At 47.1% G+C, this 23,551-nt stretch carries 27 protein-coding genes and 2 tRNA genes; 4 read left to right on the top strand and 25 right to left on the bottom strand.

The features are described from left to right. Nucleotide 1: 1 nt before the first annotated feature. The 15 genes from Q5L94_RS11540 to Q5L94_RS11470 all read right to left on the bottom strand — a co-directional run bounded on the left by Q5L94_RS11540 (nt 2) and on the right by Q5L94_RS11470 (nt 12,213). Nucleotides 2–74 (bottom strand) — tRNA-Lys (locus Q5L94_RS11540). A 30-nt stretch (nt 75–104) separates the two neighbouring features. Continuing rightward, nucleotides 105–180, bottom strand: a tRNA-Lys gene (locus Q5L94_RS11535). 130 nt (nt 181–310) lie between these two features. Continuing rightward, the gene (gene ybgF, locus Q5L94_RS11530; RefSeq protein WP_317498542.1) at nt 311–1,072 is read right to left on the bottom strand and encodes a tol-pal system protein YbgF; all 762 of its coding nucleotides are present in this window, start codon (nt 1,070–1,072) and stop codon (nt 311–313) included. Between the two features lie 20 nt (nt 1,073–1,092). Further along, a complete protein-coding gene (pal, locus tag Q5L94_RS11525; protein WP_317498541.1) occupies nt 1,093–1,629 on the bottom strand; it encodes a peptidoglycan-associated lipoprotein Pal in 537 nt (178 codons plus the stop codon). Between the two features lie 53 nt (nt 1,630–1,682). Further along, nucleotides 1,683–3,032, bottom strand: coding sequence for a Tol-Pal system beta propeller repeat protein TolB (gene tolB, locus Q5L94_RS11520; RefSeq protein WP_317498540.1), 1,350 nt, complete (start codon nt 3,030–3,032; stop codon nt 1,683–1,685). A gap of 11 nt (nt 3,033–3,043) precedes the next feature. After that, entirely contained in the window at nt 3,044–3,961 is a 918-nt protein-coding gene (gene tolA, locus Q5L94_RS11515) for a cell envelope integrity protein TolA (protein ID WP_317498539.1), read from the bottom strand. 2 nt (nt 3,962–3,963) lie between these two features. Continuing rightward, nucleotides 3,964–4,392 (bottom strand): protein TolR, encoded by a 429-nt coding sequence (gene tolR, locus Q5L94_RS11510; protein ID WP_317498538.1) that lies wholly within the window; start codon nt 4,390–4,392, stop codon nt 3,964–3,966. Next, nucleotides 4,389–5,099: a protein TolQ gene (tolQ, locus tag Q5L94_RS11505; RefSeq protein WP_034819846.1), complete on the bottom strand. Its 711-nt coding sequence runs from the start codon at nt 5,097–5,099 to the stop codon at nt 4,389–4,391. Before tolQ ends, tolR begins: the two co-directional genes overlap by 4 nt. A 3-nt stretch (nt 5,100–5,102) precedes the next feature. Beyond that, a complete protein-coding gene (ybgC, locus tag Q5L94_RS11500; protein WP_317498537.1) occupies nt 5,103–5,513 on the bottom strand; it encodes a tol-pal system-associated acyl-CoA thioesterase in 411 nt (136 codons plus the stop codon). 400 nt (nt 5,514–5,913) lie between these two features. Then, a complete protein-coding gene (ruvB, locus tag Q5L94_RS11495) occupies nt 5,914–6,933 on the bottom strand; it encodes a Holliday junction branch migration DNA helicase RuvB (protein WP_317498536.1) in 1,020 nt (339 codons plus the stop codon). A gap of 9 nt (nt 6,934–6,942) precedes the next feature. Beyond that, nucleotides 6,943–7,560 carry a Holliday junction branch migration protein RuvA gene (gene ruvA, locus Q5L94_RS11490; protein WP_317498535.1) on the bottom strand — a complete coding sequence of 206 codons (618 nt, stop codon included), beginning with the start codon at nt 7,558–7,560 and terminating at the stop codon, nt 6,943–6,945. A gap of 12 nt (nt 7,561–7,572) precedes the next feature. Continuing rightward, nucleotides 7,573–8,109 carry a crossover junction endodeoxyribonuclease RuvC gene (gene ruvC / locus Q5L94_RS11485; protein ID WP_317498534.1) on the bottom strand — a complete coding sequence of 179 codons (537 nt, stop codon included), beginning with the start codon at nt 8,107–8,109 and terminating at the stop codon, nt 7,573–7,575. Next, the gene (locus Q5L94_RS11480) at nt 8,110–8,859 is read right to left on the bottom strand and encodes a YebC/PmpR family DNA-binding transcriptional regulator (protein WP_317498533.1); all 750 of its coding nucleotides are present in this window, start codon (nt 8,857–8,859) and stop codon (nt 8,110–8,112) included. 16 nt (nt 8,860–8,875) lie between these two features. Beyond that, nucleotides 8,876–10,645: an aspartate--tRNA ligase gene (aspS, locus tag Q5L94_RS11475; protein WP_317498532.1), complete on the bottom strand. Its 1,770-nt coding sequence runs from the start codon at nt 10,643–10,645 to the stop codon at nt 8,876–8,878. Between the two features lie 74 nt (nt 10,646–10,719). Further along, the gene (locus Q5L94_RS11470) at nt 10,720–12,213 is read right to left on the bottom strand and encodes a diguanylate cyclase domain-containing protein (RefSeq protein ID WP_317498531.1); all 1,494 of its coding nucleotides are present in this window, start codon (nt 12,211–12,213) and stop codon (nt 10,720–10,722) included. A gap of 54 nt (nt 12,214–12,267) precedes the next feature. Between Q5L94_RS11470 and cmoA the strand changes: the two genes are divergently transcribed. The 3 genes from cmoA to Q5L94_RS11455 are packed head-to-tail and all read left to right on the top strand — an operon-like array spanning nt 12,268 to nt 14,894. Beyond that, nucleotides 12,268–12,999, top strand: coding sequence for a carboxy-S-adenosyl-L-methionine synthase CmoA (cmoA, locus tag Q5L94_RS11465; RefSeq protein WP_114981591.1), 732 nt, complete (start codon nt 12,268–12,270; stop codon nt 12,997–12,999). 8 nt (nt 13,000–13,007) lie between these two features. Then, the gene (gene cmoB / locus Q5L94_RS11460; protein ID WP_317498530.1) at nt 13,008–13,979 is read left to right on the top strand and encodes a tRNA 5-methoxyuridine(34)/uridine 5-oxyacetic acid(34) synthase CmoB; all 972 of its coding nucleotides are present in this window, start codon (nt 13,008–13,010) and stop codon (nt 13,977–13,979) included. Nucleotides 13,980–14,000: 21 nt separating this feature from the next. Beyond that, nucleotides 14,001–14,894 (top strand): LysR family transcriptional regulator, encoded by an 894-nt coding sequence (locus Q5L94_RS11455; RefSeq protein ID WP_317498529.1) that lies wholly within the window; start codon nt 14,001–14,003, stop codon nt 14,892–14,894. 5 nt (nt 14,895–14,899) lie between these two features. Here Q5L94_RS11455 and galU read toward each other — a convergent pair whose 3' ends face one another. Beyond that, nucleotides 14,900–15,784, bottom strand: coding sequence for a UTP--glucose-1-phosphate uridylyltransferase GalU (gene galU, locus Q5L94_RS11450; protein ID WP_317498528.1), 885 nt, complete (start codon nt 15,782–15,784; stop codon nt 14,900–14,902). A 103-nt stretch (nt 15,785–15,887) separates the two neighbouring features. On the opposite strand from galU, the gene Q5L94_RS11445 reads away from it, so the two are divergent. Further along, nucleotides 15,888–16,199, top strand: a complete 312-nt coding sequence (locus Q5L94_RS11445) for a DUF6170 family protein (RefSeq protein ID WP_317498527.1) — start codon at nt 15,888–15,890, stop codon at nt 16,197–16,199. Here Q5L94_RS11445 and Q5L94_RS11440 read toward each other — a convergent pair. From Q5L94_RS11440 to Q5L94_RS11400, 9 genes are all read right to left on the bottom strand, one after another. Then, a complete protein-coding gene (locus tag Q5L94_RS11440) occupies nt 16,168–17,157 on the bottom strand; it encodes a response regulator (RefSeq protein WP_317498526.1) in 990 nt (329 codons plus the stop codon). The two genes, Q5L94_RS11445 and Q5L94_RS11440, sit on opposite strands and share 32 nt — an antisense overlap. Before the next feature lie 73 nt (nt 17,158–17,230). Then, the gene (locus Q5L94_RS11435; protein ID WP_317498525.1) at nt 17,231–17,968 is read right to left on the bottom strand and encodes a VacJ family lipoprotein; all 738 of its coding nucleotides are present in this window, start codon (nt 17,966–17,968) and stop codon (nt 17,231–17,233) included. Beyond that, the gene (ccmI, locus tag Q5L94_RS11430) at nt 17,965–19,173 is read right to left on the bottom strand and encodes a c-type cytochrome biogenesis protein CcmI (RefSeq protein WP_317498524.1); all 1,209 of its coding nucleotides are present in this window, start codon (nt 19,171–19,173) and stop codon (nt 17,965–17,967) included. The genes Q5L94_RS11435 and ccmI overlap by 4 nt, the downstream gene beginning before the upstream one ends. Then, nucleotides 19,166–19,627 carry a cytochrome c-type biogenesis protein gene (locus Q5L94_RS11425; protein WP_317498523.1) on the bottom strand — a complete coding sequence of 154 codons (462 nt, stop codon included), beginning with the start codon at nt 19,625–19,627 and terminating at the stop codon, nt 19,166–19,168. The genes ccmI and Q5L94_RS11425 overlap by 8 nt, the downstream gene beginning before the upstream one ends. Further along, nucleotides 19,624–20,172, bottom strand: coding sequence for a DsbE family thiol:disulfide interchange protein (locus Q5L94_RS11420; protein WP_317498522.1), 549 nt, complete (start codon nt 20,170–20,172; stop codon nt 19,624–19,626). Before Q5L94_RS11420 ends, Q5L94_RS11425 begins: the two co-directional genes overlap by 4 nt. Beyond that, entirely contained in the window at nt 20,165–22,120 is a 1,956-nt protein-coding gene (locus Q5L94_RS11415) for a heme lyase CcmF/NrfE family subunit (protein WP_317498521.1), read from the bottom strand. Before Q5L94_RS11415 ends, Q5L94_RS11420 begins: the two co-directional genes overlap by 8 nt. Beyond that, on the bottom strand, nt 22,117–22,599 hold the full coding sequence (ccmE, locus tag Q5L94_RS11410) for a cytochrome c maturation protein CcmE (protein ID WP_034819803.1): 483 nt from the start codon (nt 22,597–22,599) through the stop codon (nt 22,117–22,119). Before ccmE ends, Q5L94_RS11415 begins: the two co-directional genes overlap by 4 nt. Then, nucleotides 22,583–22,813: a heme exporter protein CcmD gene (gene ccmD / locus Q5L94_RS11405; RefSeq protein ID WP_011234354.1), complete on the bottom strand. Its 231-nt coding sequence runs from the start codon at nt 22,811–22,813 to the stop codon at nt 22,583–22,585. The genes ccmE and ccmD overlap by 17 nt, the downstream gene beginning before the upstream one ends. Continuing rightward, nucleotides 22,813–23,550, bottom strand: a complete 738-nt coding sequence (locus Q5L94_RS11400) for a heme ABC transporter permease (protein ID WP_317498520.1) — start codon at nt 23,548–23,550, stop codon at nt 22,813–22,815. Before Q5L94_RS11400 ends, ccmD begins: the two co-directional genes overlap by 1 nt. Nucleotide 23,551 lies beyond the last annotated feature (1 nt).

Below are 23,551 nucleotides of genomic sequence, written 5' to 3'. Positions count from 1 at the left end.
GTGGGTTGTGCAGGATTCGAACCTGCGACCAATTGATTAAAAGTCAACTGCTCTACCAACTGAGCTAACAACCCAAATTCTGGTAAATATTTTCATTGGCGACGTGGTGGGTTGTGCAGGATTCGAACCTGCGACCAATTGATTAAAAGTCAACTGCTCTACCAACTGAGCTAACAACCCAAACGCCAATAATGTTGCCCGTTTCTGCTTGGCAACGGCGGCATAGTTTACTGAAATAGTGCGCGTATGCAACTGAAAATTGAAAAAAACTGTTCGATTGCTTAATTCACGAACACATGTTGCTCAGTTGTTATTTATTTAAGCGTTGTTTTGCCAAATTAGATTCGGTACTTTCCGGGTATTCTTCGATCACTTGCTCGTAATAAGCTTTTGCATCCGCTGATTTATCTTGCTCACTGGCGATAACACCAAGCTTTAATAAACAATCGCCACGTTTATTACTGTCTGGGTAGTCATTAACGACAGTTTCAAACTGTTGCTTTGCCTGATCGTATTGTCGTTTAGCAAAAAACAACTGACCTAGCCAGTAATGGGCATTAGGAGAGTATGTTGAATTTGGAAAGTTCTTCAGAAAAGACTGAAATGCGGGTATAGCTTCATCGTAACGCTTATCCTCAAGAACTAAAGCTATCGCTTTGTCATAAGCATCATTCTCGCTAAGGTTTGGAGAATAGCTGCTATTGTCTGTTTGTGTCGGTACCTGCTCCAGATCATTGTAACCATCGCCTGCACTTTCACTCTGGTTACTGCTCGACTTCAAATTACTGAAACGACGATCAATTTCCTGATACAGTTCGCGCTGGCGTTCCAGCAATTGCTCCAGACGGTATTCATGCTCTTCCGTTATGCCTCTTAATTCAGCAACATTTTGCTGCAAAGAACCTAACTGATTAAGCATTTCAAGCTGAGCACTGGAGCGCGCTTCGAGCATGCGCTCGATCTGCTCTAGTCGTTGCTCAACGTCACCTGAAGACGACAGTCCAGAAACAGGAGCCTGGGCCATAACAACCCCAGGCACACACAAACATACAGCTAACAGCGTTTTTCTCATTACTATCCGTTACTTTTAAATTAGTAAACTAAAACAGCGCGACGGTTTTTCGCGTATGCGCGTTCGTTTGACTCATTTACCATTGGCTTTTCTTCGCCATATGAAACAGTCGAGGTTTGAGAATCCTGAACACCCAAGTTGTGCAAATAGCTCTCAACTGCCTTAGCACGTCGTTCGCCTAACGCGATGTTGTACTCAGGCGTACCGCGCTCGTCGGTATGACCTTCGACAACAACTTTCACAGACGGATTTTTGACTAAGTAATCAGCATGCGCTGACAACATTTCCGTGTACTCTGACTGCACATTAGATGTATCAAAAGCGAAGTAAACGATGTGTTCTTTACGTAACGCTTCCATTTTTTGCTGACGTTCTTCTTCCATCGTTTGTGCGCGTTCTGCTGCACCAACTTCGACACCAGAGTCTTGCTCAGCTTGTTGATTGGTTTCCTGACCTGCGCCCATACCTGAATCAGTTTCCTGGTTTGAGCTACAAGCGGCCAGAGTCGCCATTGGTACAACGATTGCCAGAGCTTTTAAAAGTTTATTAAGCTGCATCCTTTTCGTCCTTATCGTTTTTATCGAACAATTCAACCATTCAGGCTTTTGTTTTACATAAATGGCGACCAAGTCGGTGACTTAACTTCACCATCGGTTGCCGGTAATCGTGCTTTAAAACGCCCATCGATAGAAACCAAAGCCAGTACTTGTTTGTCATTATGCGTTGTACTGTAAATAACCATGCTGCCATTTGGTGCCACACTTGGTGACTCATCTAAAGACGTTTTCGTTAAAACCTGCATATTTCCACGTGGAAACTCTTGCTTCGCGATATGATAATTGCCACGTGTTCGGTTCACTAAAATCATATCTTCGCCAGACGGCAATATAGTACCGCCCAAATTCTGCTCACCCTCAAAGGTTAACCGACGAACCTGACCTGACGATAAATTTACGCTATATAGTTGCGGTCTGCCACCTCTTTCTGAGGTAAACACTAAAGATTCACCATCTGGTGTCCAGTTAGGCTCTGTATCAATCGTACGATTACGAGTAACACGTTGCAAGTCCTTAGTTTTAATATCAAACACATAAAGTTCAGGATTCCCATCCTTAGATAAGACCATAGCTAACTTTTCGCCATCTGGCGAGAAAACGGGGTTACCGTTTATCCCGGGAAACGATGTCAGTTTCTCACGCCGGGTAGTATAAATATCCTGCATGAATATTTCTGCCGTTTTATTCTCGAAACTAACATAGGCCAGTTTATTACCATCTGGGGACCAGGCCGGAGACATCAATGGCTCGGGCGAACGCAGCAATATCTTCTCGTTTGCGCCGTCATAATCAGCTACAGCCAGTTTATAGGGGTAGCGGTCATCATGATTTACCGTGACATAAGCGATTTTGGTCATGAAAGCACCACGTTCGCCAGTTAATGCTTCATAGGCCACGTCTGAAATTCGATGTGCGTAAGAGCGGAATTGATCACCATCAATAACACTAGATCGGGAATCTAGGATATGGTCATTACTCTGCACCAGCTCGCCATTGCGGAGCATTTGAGAGTTACCACCGGTAATTTGTCCCCGGAGTACATCAATAACTTCAAATTTAACCATATAGCGGTCAACGGAATACGGTTCTATTGAACCGACTAAAATGGCTTCGACGCCCATCTTAGCCCAAGCTGAGTAATCTATCTCATCATCGGCAGTCGGCCGTTGTGGCATTGCACTTGCTGGAATCGGATTAAATTTACCGCTGCGCATAAGATCTGCAGCAATAACATGGGTCAGCTCGTTTGGTGCCTTTCCTTCACCTTTCCACTCGAACGGCACTACCGCAATCGGCCTTGCCGTATCAATACCTTCCGTGATGACGATTTCCAATACTCCTGCTCGCGCAAAAGCAGTTAGCGCAACAAAGAGTAAAATGCTTTTAATTAATATATTTTTCATCGGTCACCTTGTTACAACTGCGGTTTTACAGTCAGTTTAATTGTACTCATTTGTTCATAAATTTCCGGATCTTCAGAAACCGGCAGTGTTGTAGCTTTCAATACGGCATTTTGCGCTGAACGACAAACGTTCGTATCGCCACTACCGGTGTCTACTGACTTGACGAACCCACTCGGAGCTACTCGTATGGTTAACTCACATGACTTGCCACGCATTGAGTCATCAACATTCCAGTTTCTTTGAATAGTTTGCTGAATAAGTGCCTGATACTTTTCAACTTCACTCAGTACTTGTTGACGACGAGCTGCTTGCCGACGCGCCCGTTCCGCTTCCATTTCTTTTTGCAACTGAGCTTCTCGTTCAGCCGCTTCACGCTGTTGTTGTTCACGTTTACGCTGCTCTTCCAGACGTTTACGACGTTCTTCCTCAGCACGGCGTTCGGCTTCCTCTGCTTCGCGTTTACGCCGCTCTGCTTCTTTCGCCGCCGCCTCAGCTTTGGCACGCTCCTGCGCCAGGCGTTCAGCTTCTTTCTTTTCTCGCTCTGCCTGTTTGCGTGCTTCTGCAGCTTCTTGCCTTTCTAATTCCTGTTGACGCTCTATTTCTTTTTTACGTTGCTCTTCTCTTTCGCGCGCTTTACGCGCTTCTTCAGCACGCTGCTCAAGTCTCTCTATACGGCGCTGTTCAGCCGCCTCTTTTTCCGCTTTCTGCTGACGAATTTTGTCTGCCTGCTGTTGAACTTTGGATTTATCTACTGTGACTGCACTGACAATCTCTTCTGACATACCCAGCTCGCTTTGATCTAAGTTGACTTCCATCGCCTCCGGCGTTGAAGGGGTAAATTCAAAGCTAATCAATAACACGCCCGCAATCGCAGCGTGTATCACAATCGAATATATCAGCGGTAAGGTTAAGCTATCTGATTTTGCCACAACTAATTATCCGACGAATCTGTCATTAAACCGACTGAGGGCACACCCGCTCTTTGCAGTAATACCATCAGTTGCACAATTTGGTTGTAAGATACCGAACCATCACCATTGACCATAACCGGGGTGTCAGGCTCTACTTGCAGGTGAGCAGCAACCAGAGTAGCGAGTTCATCAGCCTGCATGGGCGTATCTTGGGAGTCACCCTGATTTAAATAGTAACGCCCTTCAGCATCAACCGATGCAACCAGGGGTGGTTTACTCTCTTCAGAAAGAGGCTCGGCCGTTGCTTTCGGTAAGTCGACTTTAACCCCCTGAGTGATCAAAGGGGCTGTTACCATAAAGATGATCAGTAGCACCAGCATCACGTCGATGTAAGGCACTACGTTAATTTCCGCAACCGGCTTACGACGCTTGCGCGGCATTACCATCATACCGTTTCGCCCTCTACTTTACTTTTGCCAGCCTGAGCCGACGACTGCCGCTGTAAAATTGAGATGAATTCATCAATAAAGTTCATGTACTGATTATCAACTTTTTCCACACTGGTGGTGAATCGGTTGTAAGCAATAACGGCCGGTATCGCGGCAAAAAGACCCATCGCAGTAGCGATCAATGCCTCGGCGATACCTGGTGCAACCATCGCCAACGTGGCCTGTTGCACGGCACCTAATGCGATAAAGGCGTTCATAATTCCCCATACCGTTCCAAACAAACCAATATAAGGGCTTATAGAACCAATAGTGGCCAGAATACCTAAGTTGTTATCCAACTTTTCGGTTTCTCTGGCGTGCGCTACGCGCATGGCACGAAACGCGCCTTCAAGCATTGTTTGCGTATTCGTTGTTGAGTGGTTACGTAATCGGGCATACTCTTTAAAGCCAGCGTGAAACAATAACTCCATTCCTCGTGCGTTTTTAGCGCGAGCCGAGATTTCCTGATAAAGGCGCGCAAGATCAACGCCTGACCAGAATCTATCTTCGAATTTTAGCGCGTCATTTCTAGCCTGCTTCAGCACCTTTTTGCGCTGGAAAATTAATACCCAACCCCATACCGACATCGCCAGTAACATAACCATCACCAGTTTGACCAAGAAACTGGCTTGCATGAATAAATCAATAAACGATAGTTCTGCTTCCACGCTTTAAACCCCTGACTGAATACGCGATATTATCGGTTCCGGAATAGCCACAGCTTTCATCGCCCGGTTATCAACACAGGCGGCTACAACTGTTGCCTGGCAATGCACACTGCCATCCTTCGCCAAAACTTGTTGTTCGAAAACCAAAGAGGCTTTCTTAATGTTTGTTACTTTGACAGTGACCGTTAACTCAGCATTAAACTTAGCCGCCTGCCGTAAATCCAGTTCTACCTTGCGAACCACAAAGGCTATATTGTGAGCTAACCAGGTATCCTGTTCAATCCCTAATGATCTTAACCACTCTGTTCGAGCTCTTTCAATGAACTTGAGATAATTAGCATAATAAACGATACCACCTGCATCCGTGTCTTCGTAATAAACTCGGATAGGCCATTCAAACTCATAGTGAGACATTACCACCTCAAGTAAAGTTCCGAAAAGTTACCTTTGTGTAATATTTTGTAAAGAAGCCCTTAAAACTACAACTAACTATTTTGTCAGCCGACTTTTTTTTATAACAGAACGAAAACAGAAAAATTTCAATACCATGATTTTTAAGGCTTTCCCTTTTTTGTTATAAATATGTTGCGCTTTTTTTGTACAAAAACATCAACCTTCAGATTAGTTATTATAATGCGAATATCTAATTTTTCTTGTTTGATCAGAGTCAGATTAACTTTATAATACTCAGCATATCAAAGACGAAGAGATTGGTTGTCACTTTTTCTGAGATTGTTTATTCAGTAATAGTTCCCTGGATTTAACTTCCTTCTTGTTGTTCTTTTGCCCGCACATTGTGCGGGCTTTTTTTTACCTATTTTTCAGGCTTTAATCCAAAATGCTGATAAGCTCTGGGAGTCGCTACGCGTCCACGCGGCGTGCGTTGTAAGAACCCTTGTTGAATTAAATAAGGTTCCAGAACGTCCTCAATAGTATCCTTTTCTTCGCCTATCGCTGCTGCCAGGTTATCTAACCCCACAGGTCCACCCATGAACTTTTCCATAATGGCCAATAACAACTTCCGGTCCATATAATCAAAACCGGCCTGATCAACGTCCACCATAGTCAAAGCCGCATTGGCTGTTGCTTCGTCAACGTCACCATTACCTCTGACTTCTGCATAGTCGCGTACCCGACGCAATAAGCGGTTCGCTATACGTGGAGTGCCCCTTGAGCGGCGAGCTATTTCACGAGCTCCACCATCAAGCATCCGGACATTCATAAAATGAGCCGACCGCGCAACAATGTCGGTTAGTTCATTAACATCATAAAACTCAAGACGCTGCACAATACCAAAGCGGTCGCGTAGCGGTGACGTCAGTGCTCCCGCACGGGTGGTGGCTCCAATAAGGGTAAAGGGTGGTAAGTCTAATTTAATCGAACGCGCTGCCGGACCTTCGCCTATCATAATGTCGAGCTGATAGTCTTCCATAGCTGGATACAGAATTTCTTCAACAACCGGGCTTAAACGATGAATTTCATCAATAAACAAAACATCGTGCGCTTCGAGGTTGGTCAGCAACGCCGCTAAATCTCCGGCTTTTTCCAGAACCGGGCCCGAAGTTGTTTTAATACTCACATCCAGCTCATTCGCCACAATGTTCGCTAGCGTCGTTTTACCCAGCCCCGGAGGACCAAAAATTAAAAGGTGATCCAGTGCTTCTCCACGCTTCCGCGCGGCCTCAATAAAAATTCCCATCTGCTCAACGACGTGTTTCTGCCCGGTATAATCCGCCAGGTTTTTAGGCCGTATGGCACGATCAACGGCTTCATCTTCCCCTTGTACGTCGGGTTCAATGAGCCGCTGAGTGGGTATTTGATCGGCTTCTATCATCAGGCTTCCTTACGACAGCTGTTTTAACGCCAGTCGAATCAAGGTCTCGCTATTATGTTCTGAAGAGTACACTTTTTGCAGGGCTTTTTCAGCTTGATTCTCTTTATAGCCAAGAGATTGTAAGGCACTAATCGCATCCGTTCTTGCATCAGCCGGATGTTCTCCGACATCCATGCCCTGACTATCCAGCGGTGCCCGATCAGTAAATGGTGTAGACGGCTGCCAGTCTTTGAGTCGGTCACGCATTTCAATTACCAGACGCTCAGCGGTCTTTTTGCCGACACCTGGTAATTTCACCAAACGAGTCACGTCGTTTTGGTTCACTGCCATAACAAACTCATCGGCTGACATGCCGGATAAAATAGCCAAAGCCAGCTTTGGGCCAACTCCCTGAGTTTTCAGTAGCAACCGGAACAACGAACGTTCTGAAGCTGAGATGAAACCGTACAATAGTTGTGCATCTTCACGTACCACAAAATGCGTGATTAACTTTATGGTTTCTCCCACCGGCGGCAACTGATAGAAACAGGTCATTGGCAACTGAATTTCATAACCAACGCCCTGTACATCTAATACCACTTCCGGCGGCTGCTTGCTGGTAAGTACGCCCTGAATATGACCTATCACTTTTGTACTCCGTTAGCGCAAACGTCCACGCACAGTTTTTCGCGCGGCGCCTGCCATTTTAATCAGGTTTTGTGCACTGTGAGCATGACATAAGGCAACGGCAAGTGCATCTGCGGCATCTTCCTGAGGGCAACGCTGCAAATTCAGTAACGCCATCACCATATGCTGAACCTGAGACTTCTCTGCACCACCGTTACCCACCACGGATTGTTTTATTTGTCGCGCTGAATATTCCGCTACCGGAAGCTCAGCACAAGCAGCAGCCACAATCGCTGCCCCACGCGCCTGCCCAAGCTTTAAAGCAGAGTCTGGGTTCTTTGCCATAAACACTTGCTCTATTGCGAATTCGTTTGGTTTAAACTGAGTAATGAGTTCACTGACGCTGTCATGAATGCGACGCAGCTTTTCCGCAAGGGTTAAAGGCTTTTTAGTGGTACCAATAACCTTTATACAACCACTACCCAGGTAATTTAGCTGACGCCCGCGCTGCTCTATAACGCCGTAGCCGGTTAGTCTCGACCCCGGGTCAATACCCAGAATAACCGCCACTTAGTCGTCCAGTCGCGCAATGATCTCATCAGAGATATCGGCATTGTGATAAACGTTTTGCACGTCGTCTAAGTCTTCCAGCGCATCCAGCAGTTTTAAAAAGGTTCGTGCGGATTCCTCATCCAAATCAACGCGGGTGTCGGGCACCTGAGTCACTTCCGCGTTGCTGGCTTCCAGTTCTTTTGCATCCAGAGCGTCTTTAACGGCACCAAAGTTCTCTGGCGATGTAATGACATCGATACTGCCTTCGTCATAAGTAAGGATATCTTCCGCGCCAGCTTCCAGTGCCGGTTCCATAACCTGCTCTTCAGTCACATTATCAGCATAGCTAATAACGCCCTTCTTATTAAAAAGGTAGGCTACAGAGCCGTCAGTACCTAAGTTACCACCTAACTTACTAAACGCATGACGAACATCTGACACGGTCCGGTTTCGGTTATCGGTCATACATTCAAGCAGAACAGCCACACCGTTGGGGCCATAACCTTCATAAGTCAGCTCATCAACATTCTCGCCTTCAAGATCACCCGAGCCGCGTTTGACCGCCGTATCGATGGTGTCCCGCTTCATATTATTAGATAAGGCTTTATCGATAGCCGCACGTAAACGCGGGTTGGTTTCAGGGTCTCCGCCACCTTCGCGGGCAGAGACCGTTATTTCACGAATTAACTTGGTAAAGATTTTGCCGCGCTTAGCGTCCTGCGCGGCTTTTCGGTGCTTAATATTAGACCATTTGGAATGACCAGCCATTTTTCACCTCTGTTGATTACTTGTCTTCCTTCACAATACTTTTTACGCCCAACTCTTGCAATGCTGCCGGGTTCGCTGCGCCAGGTGCATCGGTCAGAACACAAGCTGCGGTGGTTGTTTTCGGGAAGGCAATAACGTCACGAATAGAGCTTGCGCCAACCATTAACATCACCAGGCGGTCTAAACCAAAAGCTAAACCTGCATGTGGTGGCGTACCATACTTCAATGCTTCCAGAAGGAAGCCAAATTTTTCCTGTGCTTCGTCCTTTTCAATCCCCAGAACTTCAAACACCGCTTGCTGCATTGCGTTTTCGTGGATACGAACCGAACCACCACCTAACTCGACACCATTCAACACCATATCATAGGCGTTTGAAATAGCGGCTGCCGGGTTGGCTTTCAGCTCTTCCGGGCTGACATTAACCGGTGCTGTGAACGGATGGTGTAATGCCGCCAGACTGCCGTCGTCGGCGACTTCAAACATAGGGAAGTCAACCACCCATAACGGTTTCCACTCGTTACTGACCAGTTCAAAATCTTTACCCAGCTTCAGGCGTAAAGCACCCAGAGCTTCAGCAACAACGTTCGCTTTATCGGCACCAAAGAACAGGACATCACCAGTTTGCGCTTCAGTGCGCTCTAATAATGGCTCAATCACGTCGTCCGGCAGGAATTTAAGAATAGGCGATTGCAGTCCTTCCCGCCCTGCGCTGCGGTCATTCACTTTAATCCAGGCCAAACCTTTTGCGCCATAAATGCCGACAAATTGTGTGTATTCGTCAATCATCTTGCGTGAAACGTTTTCAGCCTGCCCTGGTAAGCGAATGGCAGCAACACGGCCTTCTTCGTCATTCGCCGGACCAGAAAAGACTTTGAACTCAACGTCTTTTAAGACATCAGCAACATCCACCAACTCCAGCGGGTTACGCAGGTCGGGTTTGTCACTACCAAAGCGACGCATGGCTTCGTGCCAGGTCATGCTCGGGAATTCACCTAAGTCCACATCAAGTAGTTGCTTGAAGAGGTCACGAGCCATTTGCTCGGTAATTTCCATGACCTGCTCAGCGCTCATAAACGAGGTTTCGATATCTATCTGAGTGAATTCAGGTTGGCGATCAGCGCGTAAATCTTCGTCGCGGAAGCACTTAACAATTTGATAATAACGGTCAAAACCCGACATCATCAGCAATTGTTTGAACAGCTGTGGGCTTTGCGGCAGAGCGAAAAAGCGACCTTTGTGGGTACGGCTTGGCACTAGATAGTCACGCGCACCTTCCGGTGTTGCGCGCGTCAACATAGGGGTTTCAATATCGAGAAAACCGCTGTCATCCAGAAAACGGCGCACGGCGCTGGTAACTTTGGCGCGAAACTGCAATTTTTCATTCATCTGCGGACGACGCAAATCAAGATAGCGATAACGCAGTCGTGCTTCTTCGCTCACTTGTTGATTAAAGTCGATTGGAAGCGGTTCTGAGCGACTGAGAATTTCTAAGTCGGTAGCCAGCAGTTCAACTTCGCCGGTGGCCATCGTTTTATTTACCTGGCTTTCCGGACGACGATTAACCTTGCCGCTTAAGCGCACGCAGAATTCCTGACGCAGGCTGTTTGCTGTTTCAAATAACGCTTTCTGATCAGGGTCAAAAACGACCTGCAGCAACCCTTCCCGGTCACGCAAATCAATAAAAATTAAGCCGCCTAAGTCACGGCGTTTATTAACCCAACCACATAACGTAACTTCTTGTCCCGCTAATTCAGCATTTATTTGTCCACAGTAATGAGTTCGCATGCGCGTTTATCCTGCTAGCTGTTGCAATGAATGTTTTTACGAAGCGCAACATTATAGCGGACTGACGCCGAATGTCATCCGTCGTCGCCAGCCAGACGCACATCATTTTTTCCAGCGGCCTTGGCACGGTACATCGCCTTGTCCGCAGAGCGAAGCAAATCGTCAATATTGGTGCCGTTTTTGGGATAAAGTGCGACGCCAATGGATACACTAATTTCCAGTTGTTGCCTTTTTACTTTGTAAGGTTTGGCCAACTGCACAACCAATTTACGAGACACCGCCAGTGATGAGCCGACACTGTTCGCTGTCGGTAACAAAATAACGAACTCATCACCGCCATGGCGACATACCGTATCTGAGCGTCTTAATAACGTACCCATTCGGTGTGCGGCCTGAATTAGGAGCTCATCGCCATAATTGTGTCCGAATTCGTCATTTATTCTCTTAAATCCATCTAAATCTAAAAAGAGCACAGCAAAGGGTTTTCCCGTTCTTTCATTCTGACTAATGGTTTGCTCAAGACGATCTTGCATTAAATTTCGGTTCGGTAGACCCGTCAATTCATCGTGCGTTGCAATATGGCGAATACGCCTCTCTGCCGCTTTACGCAATTTAACTTCCTGACGTAAACGGCTATTCCATATAGCGAAGCCAACAATAATTAATAAAACGACAGAGCCAACTTTCATCGCAATATCAAGTAACTCTTTATTGCTCCAGCCCTGTTCTAAATGAAAACCGTACCATTTATTTTTTAGTTCATTACGCTCACTTTCAGTGACACTGTCAATGCCATGATTTAAAGCCATGACCAAAGGTTGCCAGTCATCTCTCACCGCCAGATACAGCTCTTCGCCCTGCGCATCATCAATAACAGAAAGCTCGGAACCCGGCAGCGGCCGTTCTTGCAACTCATGAACCAACAACGGCAGGCTATCAACATAATAATCAACCGCATTATTACGCAACAAATTCACACCTTCACGTATGCCGTCCACTTCAACGGTTTGAACGCTGCGAAGCTGCGCCAGCTGCGGCACAATGTTGTAACCTTCGACCACACCAATTTTGCTATCGGTTAACTGCTCCAAATGGAGACTGCCGCTGCTCAGTTGAGTGGTATTCATGGAAGCTACAGCCCAGGGCGTCGACCAGTAACTTTGGGTAAAATCCATAAACTGATTTCGTTCAACGGAGTAAGAAACGCTGGTCAGTACATCAATCTCTTTGTTTTTTATCGCCTCAAGGCAGTCACGCCAATGGCCGCAGGGCTTCCAGACTATTTTGGCCGAAATGTCCTGGGTAAACTTTTTAATTAAATCAACATCGAGCCCTATAGCTTTACCGTCTTTTATTGATACCAAAGGCTCCATCTGATCGGGCACACCTATACGCACCTCTTCATAGGCTTGGGTCCAGTTATCAGATTGGCCTGCATGACTATTAAAGACGGTTGTAGTAAAAGTGACAAAAATAGCACTTACTACACCTAAAGCTCGTTTCAATGTTTTACCCTCCACAGCAATAGCGCGGATTTTAGTCGAATATTGCCTGTGCGTCAGTAGCATTTATCGGTAAAATGCCTATTAATCTGAATTCTTTATCGAATAAAAGTAGCTTCTATGACGCAACATGACACGATATTTTCAAAGCCTTTGCCCAGCATCTCTGACTTCTGTTTTGACCAACAGGTTGTCGAAGTATTTCCTGACATGATTAACCGCTCGGTTCCGGGCTACTCCAGTATCTTACAGACCTTGCCACAAATTGTTAGCCGCTATGTTCAGCCTAATAGTCGCTTGTACGATCTAGGTTGTTCATTGGGCGCAGCGACCCTTGCTATACGTAAAGGGTGCGAGCAGACAGAAAACTGCAAAATTATTGGAATAGACAACTCTCAACCTATGATAGAGCGTGCGCAACTGCACCTGGATGGCTTTAAAAGCCAAATTCCGGTTGAACTTCACTGTCAGGATCTAGCCGAAACCGAAATTAAAAATGCGTCAGTGGTGGTACTAAACTTTACTTTGCAATTTATTAGCCAAGATAAAAGAGACGAGGTTATACAGAACATTTTTAATGGTATGAATAAAGGCGGCGCGCTATTAGTCGCGGAAAAAGTACGCCATCCGGATGAATCTATGAATGATCTGCTCATTGAACTGCACCATAATTTTAAACGAGCCAATGGTTACAGTGAACTTGAGATTAGCCAAAAACGAGCGGCAATCGAAAACGTGATGAAAGTTGATACATTGCAGGCTCATCAACAACGTTTTCAAAAAGCAGGTTTTCAACACAGCTCGGTCTGGTTCCAGTGCTTTAACTTCGCCGCCATGCTGGCCGTTAAATAAGGGATATTATGGTTGATTTCAGTAAAGAACTTCGCGCACTTGTGCAAAGTCCGCACAGCCAGTGGCTGGATACTCTGGCAACACAACTCACGGCCTTTAAGAATAACCCTCACGGCAACTTAAAACGCTGGCAGCGGGTTCTAACACAATTGCCAAATTTGACTGCAAAACACGTTGAATTGTCCGATACCGTGCAGATAGGCAAAGCAGATGAGGCCTCTGATGCCGACAGGGCTCGCTTAACCGGCCTGCTCCAGCAGTTACAGCCCTGGCGTAAAGGCCCCTTTAATTTATTCGGCGTGTTTATTGATACGGAATGGCGCTCTGACTGGAAGTGGCAACGCGTAGCACCACATTTAGATGACTTAAACGGCCGTCAGGTACTGGACGTTGGCTGCGGTAGCGGGTACCACTTATGGCGGATGCTGGAAGCCGGCGCCGAGCAAGTTTGGGGAATTGACCCGGGCGAACTCTTTCTCATGCAATTCAGAGCCATTAGCCAGTTAATGCCTTTGTCGTGGCAGCAGCGGGCACACTTTTTCCCGGTTGGTATTGAACATATGCCGGAACTAAAAAGTTTCGATACTGTATTTAGCATGGGTGTACTTTATCATCGCCGTTCACCTGTTGAGTTTTTACAGCAACTGAAATCTTTAATCCGTCCGGGCGGTCAACTGGTTTTAGAAACCATTGTTGTGGAAGGTGATGAAACCACCGTCATGATGCCTGGCGAGCGTTACGCGCAAATGCGTAACGTCTGGTTTTTGCCCAGCGCCAGTGCGTTGTCTGTCTGGTTAGAACGGTTAGGGTTCAAAGACATTTCTATAGTTGACCATAATACGACCTCAACCGAAGAACAGCGGCGCACAGATTGGATGACTGGAGAGTCATTAGCCGACTTTCTTGATCCAAATGACACAAATAAGACTATTGAAGGTTACCAGGCACCGATTCGAGCAGTGATTACCGCTCGGGTTTAGCCCCACCGGAGTGGAATCAAGATGAGTGTTTACCGACCTAAATCGACCATTGAGCAATGGCGTATCCTGCAGGCTGTTGTTGACTGTGGCGGTTACGCGCACGCGGCTGAAGCTCTGAACAAGAGCCAGTCGTCGCTCAATCACGCGGTTGCCAAGCTGCAACAATTGGTAGGCGTGCAGTTATTGGAAGTCAGAGGCCGAAAAGCTCACCTAACAGCGGCCGGCGAAGTTTTGCTTCGCCGCTCACGTCAGTTAACCAACCTGACAGAAGAAATAGAGCAGCTGGCTGATAACCTTGAGCAAGGCTGGGAACCGGAAGTTAAACTCGCCTTAGAAATGGTATTTGACCGCAGTCTGCTAGTTCCGGTGCTGAATGAATTTCAACAGCTGAGTCGAGGCAGCCGCTTAGTGATCAGTGATACCGTACTTACCGGTACGATGGAGCAAATTCAGGAACAAGCTGCCGATGTGGTTATTTCTCACCATATTCCACGTGGTTTTATAGGGGAACCTATAGGTCAGTACAGTATGGATTTGGTCTGTCACCCTGAACATCCATTGGCAAAGCTGGAGCAGCCGATTAACCAGAACGAGCTGTCTCAATATTTACAAATAGTGATTCAGGATACCGGCAGCCAGCCGGTAGAAGACGAGGGCTGGTTAAAAGCCGAGCAACGCTGGACGGTAAGCCACTTTGATGAAGCACTCAGACTGATTCGTAACGGATTAGGTTTTTGCTGGTTACCGGGCTATATTGCTCAGGATGATTTAGGTTCAGGGCGACTCGCCCAAATAGAAGTTGAAGGAAGCAGTTCGCGCAAAGGCAGTTTGTATATGGTATTGCCCAAAGCGGAACTCACCGGACCTTGCGCGAAAACCTTATCGGAACTGATACTTAAGTACCAGTCCCGTTAATAGGCTCACTTCAAAGACTGAATATAGGCTTTCATGTCGGCACCCAAATCTGGGTGTCGCAAAGCATGTTCAACAAAGGCCTGAGCGTACCCGAGTTTGTTACCACAGTCGTGGCTCTTGCCTTTCATGTAGTACGCATTAACCGGTTGCTTTTCCAACAACATCGCCATGGCGTCGGTCAACTGAATTTCATTGCCGGCACCCACCGGTGTTTTCTCCAGCAGCGGCCATAAATCAGCGGAGAATACGTAGCGCCCAACCACGGCTAAATCCGACGGCGCCTCTTCAACTGACGGCTTTTCAACCAGCTGAGTAATACCCGCCTGTTCGCCCGGACTCAACTCAGCACCATTAATGTCGGCAATGCCATACTTACAGACGTCTTGCTGCGGCACTTTTTCAACCATGACTTGTGAGTGCCCGCTTTCTTCAAAGTTCTTCACCATTTCCGCTAAGTTATCGCGATTCAGTTTGCAGCTGGCTTCATCAACCAATACGTCAGGTAATACGACCGCAAAAGGTTCATCTCCAATTAAAGGCCGCGCGCATAAAACGGCGTGTCCCAGGCCTTTTGCGACACCTTGGCGAACATGCATAATGGTGGTTTTTTCAGGACAAATGGCTTTCACTTCAGCCAGCAGTTGGCGCTTTACTCTCTGCTCCAAAGTCGTTTCCAGTTCAAAACTCGTATCAAAGTGGTTTTCTATCGAGTTCTTACTGGAATGAGTGACCAGAATGACATCGGTCAAACCTGCAGCGGCGCATTCCTCAACAATATATTGAATAAGGGGGCGATCAACCAACGGCAACATTTCTTTAGGAATGGCTTTGGTAGCAGGTAACATCCGAGTTCCGAGCCCGGCTACTGGAATAACGACTTTTTTAACCATAATAGCTGTCCTTAAATTCTGTTCACTTCAGAAGCGCAAGTTTATAACCTTTTCCCATGTTATAATGCAACCCAATTAACAAAATTCAAATGAAAGACTGACTATGGCTTTATATTTTTCTTCGCGTCACATTCCTCAACTGTCTAACTACAGCTTCACTCAGCGAGCTATGATTTTGTCCATGGCACAGGAAAAAATGCCGGTACCGCGCCGCCTCATTTGTAACATGGCTAAACTGGTACCCATTTGTCTTATTTTTTTCTTTATTGTAGAAGTGGAAGGTTGGTGGAAAATCCCGGCTTTATTAGCGGCAGGTGTTGGGTACCCATTATTTACGCAACCCATTAATCTGAACATGTCACTGCCTTATCTTGATAAAGCTATCAAACAGTTTGAGGCACAGCAGTCACAATAAGCTCCGTGTTTTCGTATCCACAATGTAACTTATGTAAATGTTCTATGCGATGCTCACAAAAATTAGCGTGCTGCCAGATACCTAATGCCAGGTCAGGTTTTGCTCCCGGCTCTGGCTCAAATTTATCTCCAGCCTGAGCCCATAACCAACGGTGCTTTGCTGTGTCTACAACCCCAACCAAAGCATCGAAGGCGGTTCTCGCCTGAGAACGACAAAGCTCATGGTTCAAATGCTGTAATAACAATCCGGGCGCAAGCAAAGTATTATCGTGTCCGGACAAATGCTGACGAATAAGCGGGTCAATAAGAGTTTTCAATACCAGTAAGGGCAGCAGGTTCTGCTCAGTTGCATTTTGCGCAGCAGCCATAATGACTAAAACCCGACCCTCGGTTAAAGGTCGGTAATCAATCCAGACGGGCGCTTTTCTGCAGTCATTAATAGAGCAGCTAAACTGATAACCGTTAAAGTTTAATGGGCTGTCCGGCAGCAACTCCTCAACCAGGCGCTCAACGATAACGTTATCCTGATACAAATTATCAATATGGGCATCCAACTCCCACACATCGTGCAGGTAAGTTTCTTCTAACTGGTAACGTTTCAGGCAGCCTTCTATCGCATTCTCAATGACACTAAGGTCTTGCAGAGGTTTGACCAGATAGTCCCAGGCACCAAGGCGAACAGCCTCACGAATATCGGACATTTTTTCCGAAGCAGAAATAACAATAATTGGAATTTGGATGCAAACTTTTAGCAGTTGCTCTATAACTTCAAGACCATCAATATCCGGTAGTTTTAAATCGCACAGCACAACGTCCGGACATTGCTCCTGACAAAGCTGAATACCGCGCTGACCATTATCGGCACAGCACACATCATAACCGCTATTCACCAGATACTGTCTGACGACAGACTGAAATACCGGATCGTCTTCAATTAATGCGATGTGTGCTCGGGGCATTGTCAATTCTTAGTTATGACTCATGCCCTAAGCATTGTTCAGGAATGGCTAATCGTCAACAAGACTCATCGACTCATTCGTCGAAGTCTTCGTCGAAGTCATCGTCAAAGTCATCAAAGTTTTCTTCTTCAAGCGGTGGGTTACCATCAAACACTTGATCCTGCCAGCGCTGATAATAAACGTCTTTAACAAAAGAGTATGGATCGAGGGAGTTTTCCAGTACTTGCTCCTGATCACGCAAGCGCAGGCGCAGTTCCAGCCCTTTTATAGCGTAACGAGCCACATCCACCGGCCAGCTCAGCAGTGGGTATGGAAAATACTGACCGTCTGCATAGTCTCCGCCCCGGTCTACCACCACGGTTGGCCCCAAAAGCGGCAGCATTAAATAAGGACCTTCCGGCACGCCCCAAACCGCTAAGGTCTGGCCAAAGCTTTCCTCGCGCTTGGTGAGGCCCATTGGGGTTGCCACATCGAACAAACCGACCAGACCAACGGTCGAATTAACCACAAATCGCCCAAGTGAAACGCCGGCATCGGCGACTTTCCATTGCAGTAAATTGTTCACAAACGACGAAGGCCCGTCCAGGTTCTCTACTGCATTGTATAACGATGAACGGACCGGCTGAGGAATATACTCGTAGGTTTCAGCGGCAGGTTTTAACACCGCTTTATCAACATCCCGGTTAAATTCCCACATATCACGGTTAAAATCTTCAAATGGGTCGCGTGGGTCGGCATAAGGGTCTTCAGGTGTCGATGAACACCCAACCATAAACAGGGAAACCAGCAGTAAAAAACCATATTTTTTCATTCGTCAATCCGGGTCGATAAAGTCAAAGTTAATTCGGTTGAACCGTCAGCTTGTATAGTGACAGTTTCAGCTTCCAGATCACCTACCTGGCGATCTATTTTTTCATCCTGCGAAATGCGCGCGTGCACCAGCCACTCATCGAGATCACTCAACTTATAGTCCGGTAACATGGCGTTATTATTCGACAAGGTTACCGTAATGGGGAATTCACTGACGGGCTGACGGACCACAGCGGCGGGCATGGGTTGCTCAGACCCCGTAACATAGACAAAGACTGTACCGTCAGCAGGTAAATGATGCCGCATGTTATCACTTAGTTCGACAGTAACCTGTAATTGAATCTCAGCATTTTCCTGCTGGCTTTTCGCGTTTTCCAGTGCATTAACAACCGCTTGATACCTACTGGAATTTTCTGGTAAACGCTCTTTCAATAATTGCCACGCATTAATCGCCTGCTCCCAGTCCTGACGCTCAAAAGCAACAAAACCCAGTAATGATAACGCTTCGATATTGTCAGGTTCCTGCTGCAGCGCATGGGCTAGCATACGAGCCGCCTTGGGCTGCCCGCCTTCAGTTCCGGACATTAACAAAAACCGGCTGTAACTGACTAAGGTGTTTACTCTGTCAGGCTCAAGCTCCAGGGCTTTCTGAAAAGCTTCTTCGGCGTCTTCTCCGGCTCCCAGATCAACCATTAATCCAGCATAAATCCACCAGGCAACCGCGTCATCCGGTTCCCGCATCAGCTTTTGCCGTAAACCCAACGCGAAAGTATTTAAGTCTTCACGGCTGGCCTGCTGATTCTGTTGCTGCAACAGGGTTTTCCCTAACTCAGGTAACTGTTTGCGCGCATCTTCCGCCTGCAGTTGCAGCTGCCAGCTACCAAAAGTCCAGTAAAGCCCTGCAGACATCACCACCAATAATACAATTGGTACAATAAGCGGAGCCCGATGCCAGTTCACGCTCTCTTCAACGTCCTGGCTATCATTCAGAAAGGTCTTATCCAACTCCTGCTTTGCATGCTGGTAATCTTCTTCCGGCAGCCCATGCTGAGAGCGCTCATCTTCAAGCTCTGACAGACGCTGTTCGTACCAGCGCTGATTTTCGTCCTGACGTTTCTGATAACGCCGCTGCTTTCCTGTAGCCAGAAATACGAATACCACAGCAACGAGCAACATCAACACCATTAGTAACCATAAACTACTCATCGCCCGACTTCCTCAATTGCTGTAAACGTTCACGTTCTTCCGGTGTTAATTCAACTGCCGCTTTTTTCTTGCGAGTTAAGCCAACGGCTACGCCAATGCCAATAATGACAATCAGCAAAGGCCCCCACCAAAGAACACTGGTAACCGTTGTAAAAGGTGGCTGGTAATGCACAAAATCGCCATAGCGGGCGACCATAAACTGGATAATTTCTTCCCGTGACTTGCCCTCTTTTAGCATCTGATAGCTACGGTCCCGCATGTCTTCTGCCAAAGGCGCGTTAGAGTCAGCAATATTTTGATTCTGACATTTAGGGCAACGCAACTCTTTGGTGAGCTGTTGGTAGGTTGCACGCTGTTGTTCGTTATCAAACTTATAACTGTTTTCATTTTCCGCCGACGCTGCAGAAATCAATACAAACACAGCGGCAACAGTCACTAGCAATGAGCGGATCATTCGGCCTCCTCCAGCAACTGCTGGTATATGCCTTGCAGTTTATTTGACCAGTTGCGTTCATTAACATCACCCACATGGCGGTAACGTATTACGCCCCTATGGTCGATAAAATAGGTTTCTGGTGCACCATAAACACCAAACTCAAACGCAACATCGCCTTTCGGGTCGAATAAATTAACACTATAGGGGTCACCCAGCGTATTCAGCCAGTTAACGGCTTTTTCCCGGGAATCGTCTTTATAATTGAGACCCACAATTGGAACACCTCTTGAGGCTAACTCATTCAGAAACTCGTGCTCGGCGCGGCAGGTAGGACACCAGGTCGCCCAGACGTTAAACAGCAACGGTCCCTCTTGCAACACCGACTGGTCGTAAGTTACCTCTGTTTCATACAAGTCGCGGGCCTTAAACTGGGGGATCGGCTCGTTTATCAGTGCTGAATCCAACTCGGTTGGATCGCTACCAAGGCCTTTAAGTAAAAAGACCACCAAACCGGCGAACAAAACCAGCGGACCAAATAAGATCAACCAACGAAACTTAGTCATTGGCTATCTCCTTTTTACCACGCTTACGATACCGTTTGTCGGCCAATGCCATGGCACCACCTATTGCCATGATAATAGCGCCCAGCCAAATCCAGCGGACAAAAGGCTTTATGTAGAAACGAATGGCCCAGGTTTCATCATCCAGTGGTTCGCCCATAGCAATGTAAACATCGCGTAGTAAACTCGCATCAAGTCCAACTTCCGTCATACTGGTACGCTGTACCCGATAAAAACGTTTCTCACTGGTTAACTGCGTTACTTCCTGCCCGTCCTTGTAAACCGTAAATAGTCCCGCATCGGCATCATAGTTAGGTCCTTCGCGGTGCTGCAGGCTTTCGAACACCACGTTATAACCGATAACATCAACCGACTGCCCCGGAGCAAGCGCAATATCACGCTCCTGCTCATAGTTTGAAACCAGCGTTATACCAATGAGCGTTACGGCAAAACCTAAATGCCCGAGAACCATTCCCCAATGACTACCCGAAATTTGGGTCAGCCCGGCCCAGCCCTGTTTGCGTTGTTTTACGGTTTGCTGTACTTCGGTCAGTGTCGCCAGAGCCACCCAGAACGCCAGAAACAGAGCAATAACCACCAATGCAGGCAACTCGTCGGCCCAAATCTTAGGCAGCGTGTAGGCCAGAATCAGTGCCAACGAAAGTGCTAAGGCTATTGGCTTCAGAAGTGGTTTCATGGCTTGTCTGCGCCAGCGCATTAAGGGGCCAAGACCCAGCATTAAAGCAAACGGGATAACCAGCCAGCTATAAACTCCATTGAAAAAAGGTTCGCCAATAGAAATGGTGCCGAGGCCAATCTCTTTATGAACCAGAGGTAGCATGGTTCCGAGGAACACAACTACCATGGCAGCCATTAACAAGACATTGTTACCCAGCAGCATAACTTCTCGTGACAGCAGTTCATAACGGCTGTAACTTTGCATTTTGCCTGCACGCAGGCCATACAGAATAAGCGAACCACCAACAACCAGCCCCAGCAGTATCAGAATAAACAAACCACGGGTGGGGTCAGATGCGAACGCGTGCACCGAAACCAAAACACCCGAACGTACCAAAAAGGTGCCGAGTAAGCTCAAACTGAAAGCTGATATAGCCAGCAATACTGTCCAGGACTTAAAACTGCCTCGTTTTTCGGTTACGGCAAGGGAATGCAGTAATGCCGTTCCTACCAACCATGGCATAAAACTCGCGTTTTCAACCGGATCCCAGAACCACCAGCCACCCCAGCCTAGTTCGTAATATGCCCACCAACTACCAATGGCTATACCCAGTGTCAGGAAAATCCATGCAGCGAGAGTCCAGGGACGAGACCAGCGGGCCCAGGCCGCGTCAAGCTTACCTGACAATAAAGCAGCAATAGCAAAAGCGAAAGCGACGGAGAACCCTACGTAACCCATATACAGCAAAGGCGGATGAATGATCATGCCGGGATCTTGCAATAGTGGATTAAGGTCACGCCCATCCACCGGTATTAACGGCAAGCTCCGGTCAAACGGGTTCGAAACCGTTAGCATAAACAAATAGAATCCAATGCTGACTAAGCCCAGAATAGCAAGTACGCGTGCTATCATCGGCAATGGCATTGAGCGGGAGAATATCGCGACCGCCGCTATCCAGCCAGCCTGCATTAGCATCCACAGAAGAAAAGAGCCTTCATGTGAGCCCCAGACAGCTGTCACCCTATACGCAACGGGCAGCTGAGTATTCGAGTTTGCCGCAACATAAGCGATACTAAAATCGTTACTGACAAAGCCCCAGACTAATAAGGCGAAAGCGATAGCGGTAAAGAAAAACTGTCCGTAAGCAAACGGCCGGGCTAATGCCATCATGCCGCCGTTGCCTTTTGCCGCACCCCATAAAGGATAAACCGCCAGTAATACAGAAAATGCCAGCGCAATGGCTATGGCAAGATGTCCTGCTTCAGCAATCATTGCCCTTCACCTTCTTCAACTGTATTTGGGTTGACATGTTTGATGCCTTTCATCTGCTCTGCCAGTTCCGGCGGCATATATTCTTCGTCGTGCTTAGCCAGAACTTCACTGGCTTTTAACACGGTAGGCTCAATCAGTTCACCCTGAGCGACAATTCCTTGCCCCTCGCGGAATAAGTCCGGCAAAATTCCCTGATACAACACGGTAACTTCAGGGCCGATATCGGTGACTTTAAAAGAAACCTCCAGAGTTTCTCTATTGCGCTCTACTGAACCTTCAACCACCATGCCGCCAACTCGCATTCGCTGGCCAACCTGAGGCTTTTGTTTATCCTTGCCCTTGCCTTCAACCAGCTCAGTGGGGGTATAAAAGAGATCGATACTTTGGCTTAATGCATACAACATCAGTCCCGTTGCTACCGAAACCCCAATCACTAAAATAGCGACCCAGGTTAAGCGTTGTTTACGTCTTGGGTTCATTACCGTCTCCTACTGCTGCACGGTTGGCTGTGCGTCTGGCTAAGCGCTGTTGACGCTGTTGTAACTGCCGGCTTTTCTTAACCAACTGTCGTTTTGCCAATAAAGTTTCTAACGCAACCCCGGCAAGAACAACAAAACTCAAAAAGAATGACAACCAGACATAAAGTCCGTAACCACCCATAGCGACGAAGTCAGTAAAACTATCAAAAGCCATTAGTCTTGCTCCAGCCGTTGCTGTGCCCAGGGGCGGTGTAATTCGTGTCTTAGTATCTCATTTTTTAACCGCATCATCACTAAAGATACGGTTAAAAACGCAAAGCCGACCAAACAGATTAATAACGGAATTAACATACTTGCGGCTATTGAGGGTCGTTCAAACTTAGTAATGGTCGCGCCCTGGTGAAGAGTATTCCACCACTCCACCGAAAAATGGATGATAGGTAAATTGATAACACCCACTAAAGATAAAATAGCCGCAGCCTTGGCACCAGTTCTGGCGTCATCGAAAGCAAAATATAACGCCATAACGCCGACATAAAGAAACAGCAAAATCAGTTCAGAAGTTAGCCTGGCATCCCACACCCACCAGGTGCCCCACATGGGTTTGCCCCAAATAGCCCCGGTTAACAAGGCAACAACGGTGAGTGCCGCACCAACCGGCGCAATTGCAGGAATAGCCCACTCTGCGGTCTTAATCTGCCAGATGAGCGCAATGCCTCCCATGATGGCCATACCCATATAAGCGCCCATAGAAAAAATCGCTGCAGGCACATGCAGGAAAATAATTCGGTAGCTGTCACCCTGCTGATAATCTCCCGGAGCAAATGCCAGCCCCCAAATTACGCCGGTAATAAGAGTCACAAGTGTTAATGCCACAAACCATGGCAGCAGCTTTTGCAACAGATTATAAGTTGCTTCGGGTTTTGCGTACGGATGTAACCATCGCCACATA

This window comes from Idiomarina sp. Sol25, assembly GCF_033052775.1.
GTDB lineage: Bacteria > Pseudomonadota > Gammaproteobacteria > Enterobacterales > Alteromonadaceae > Idiomarina.
Note: the sequence above shows the minus strand (reverse complement) of the source record. Positions and strands in the feature narration are given on the sequence as shown.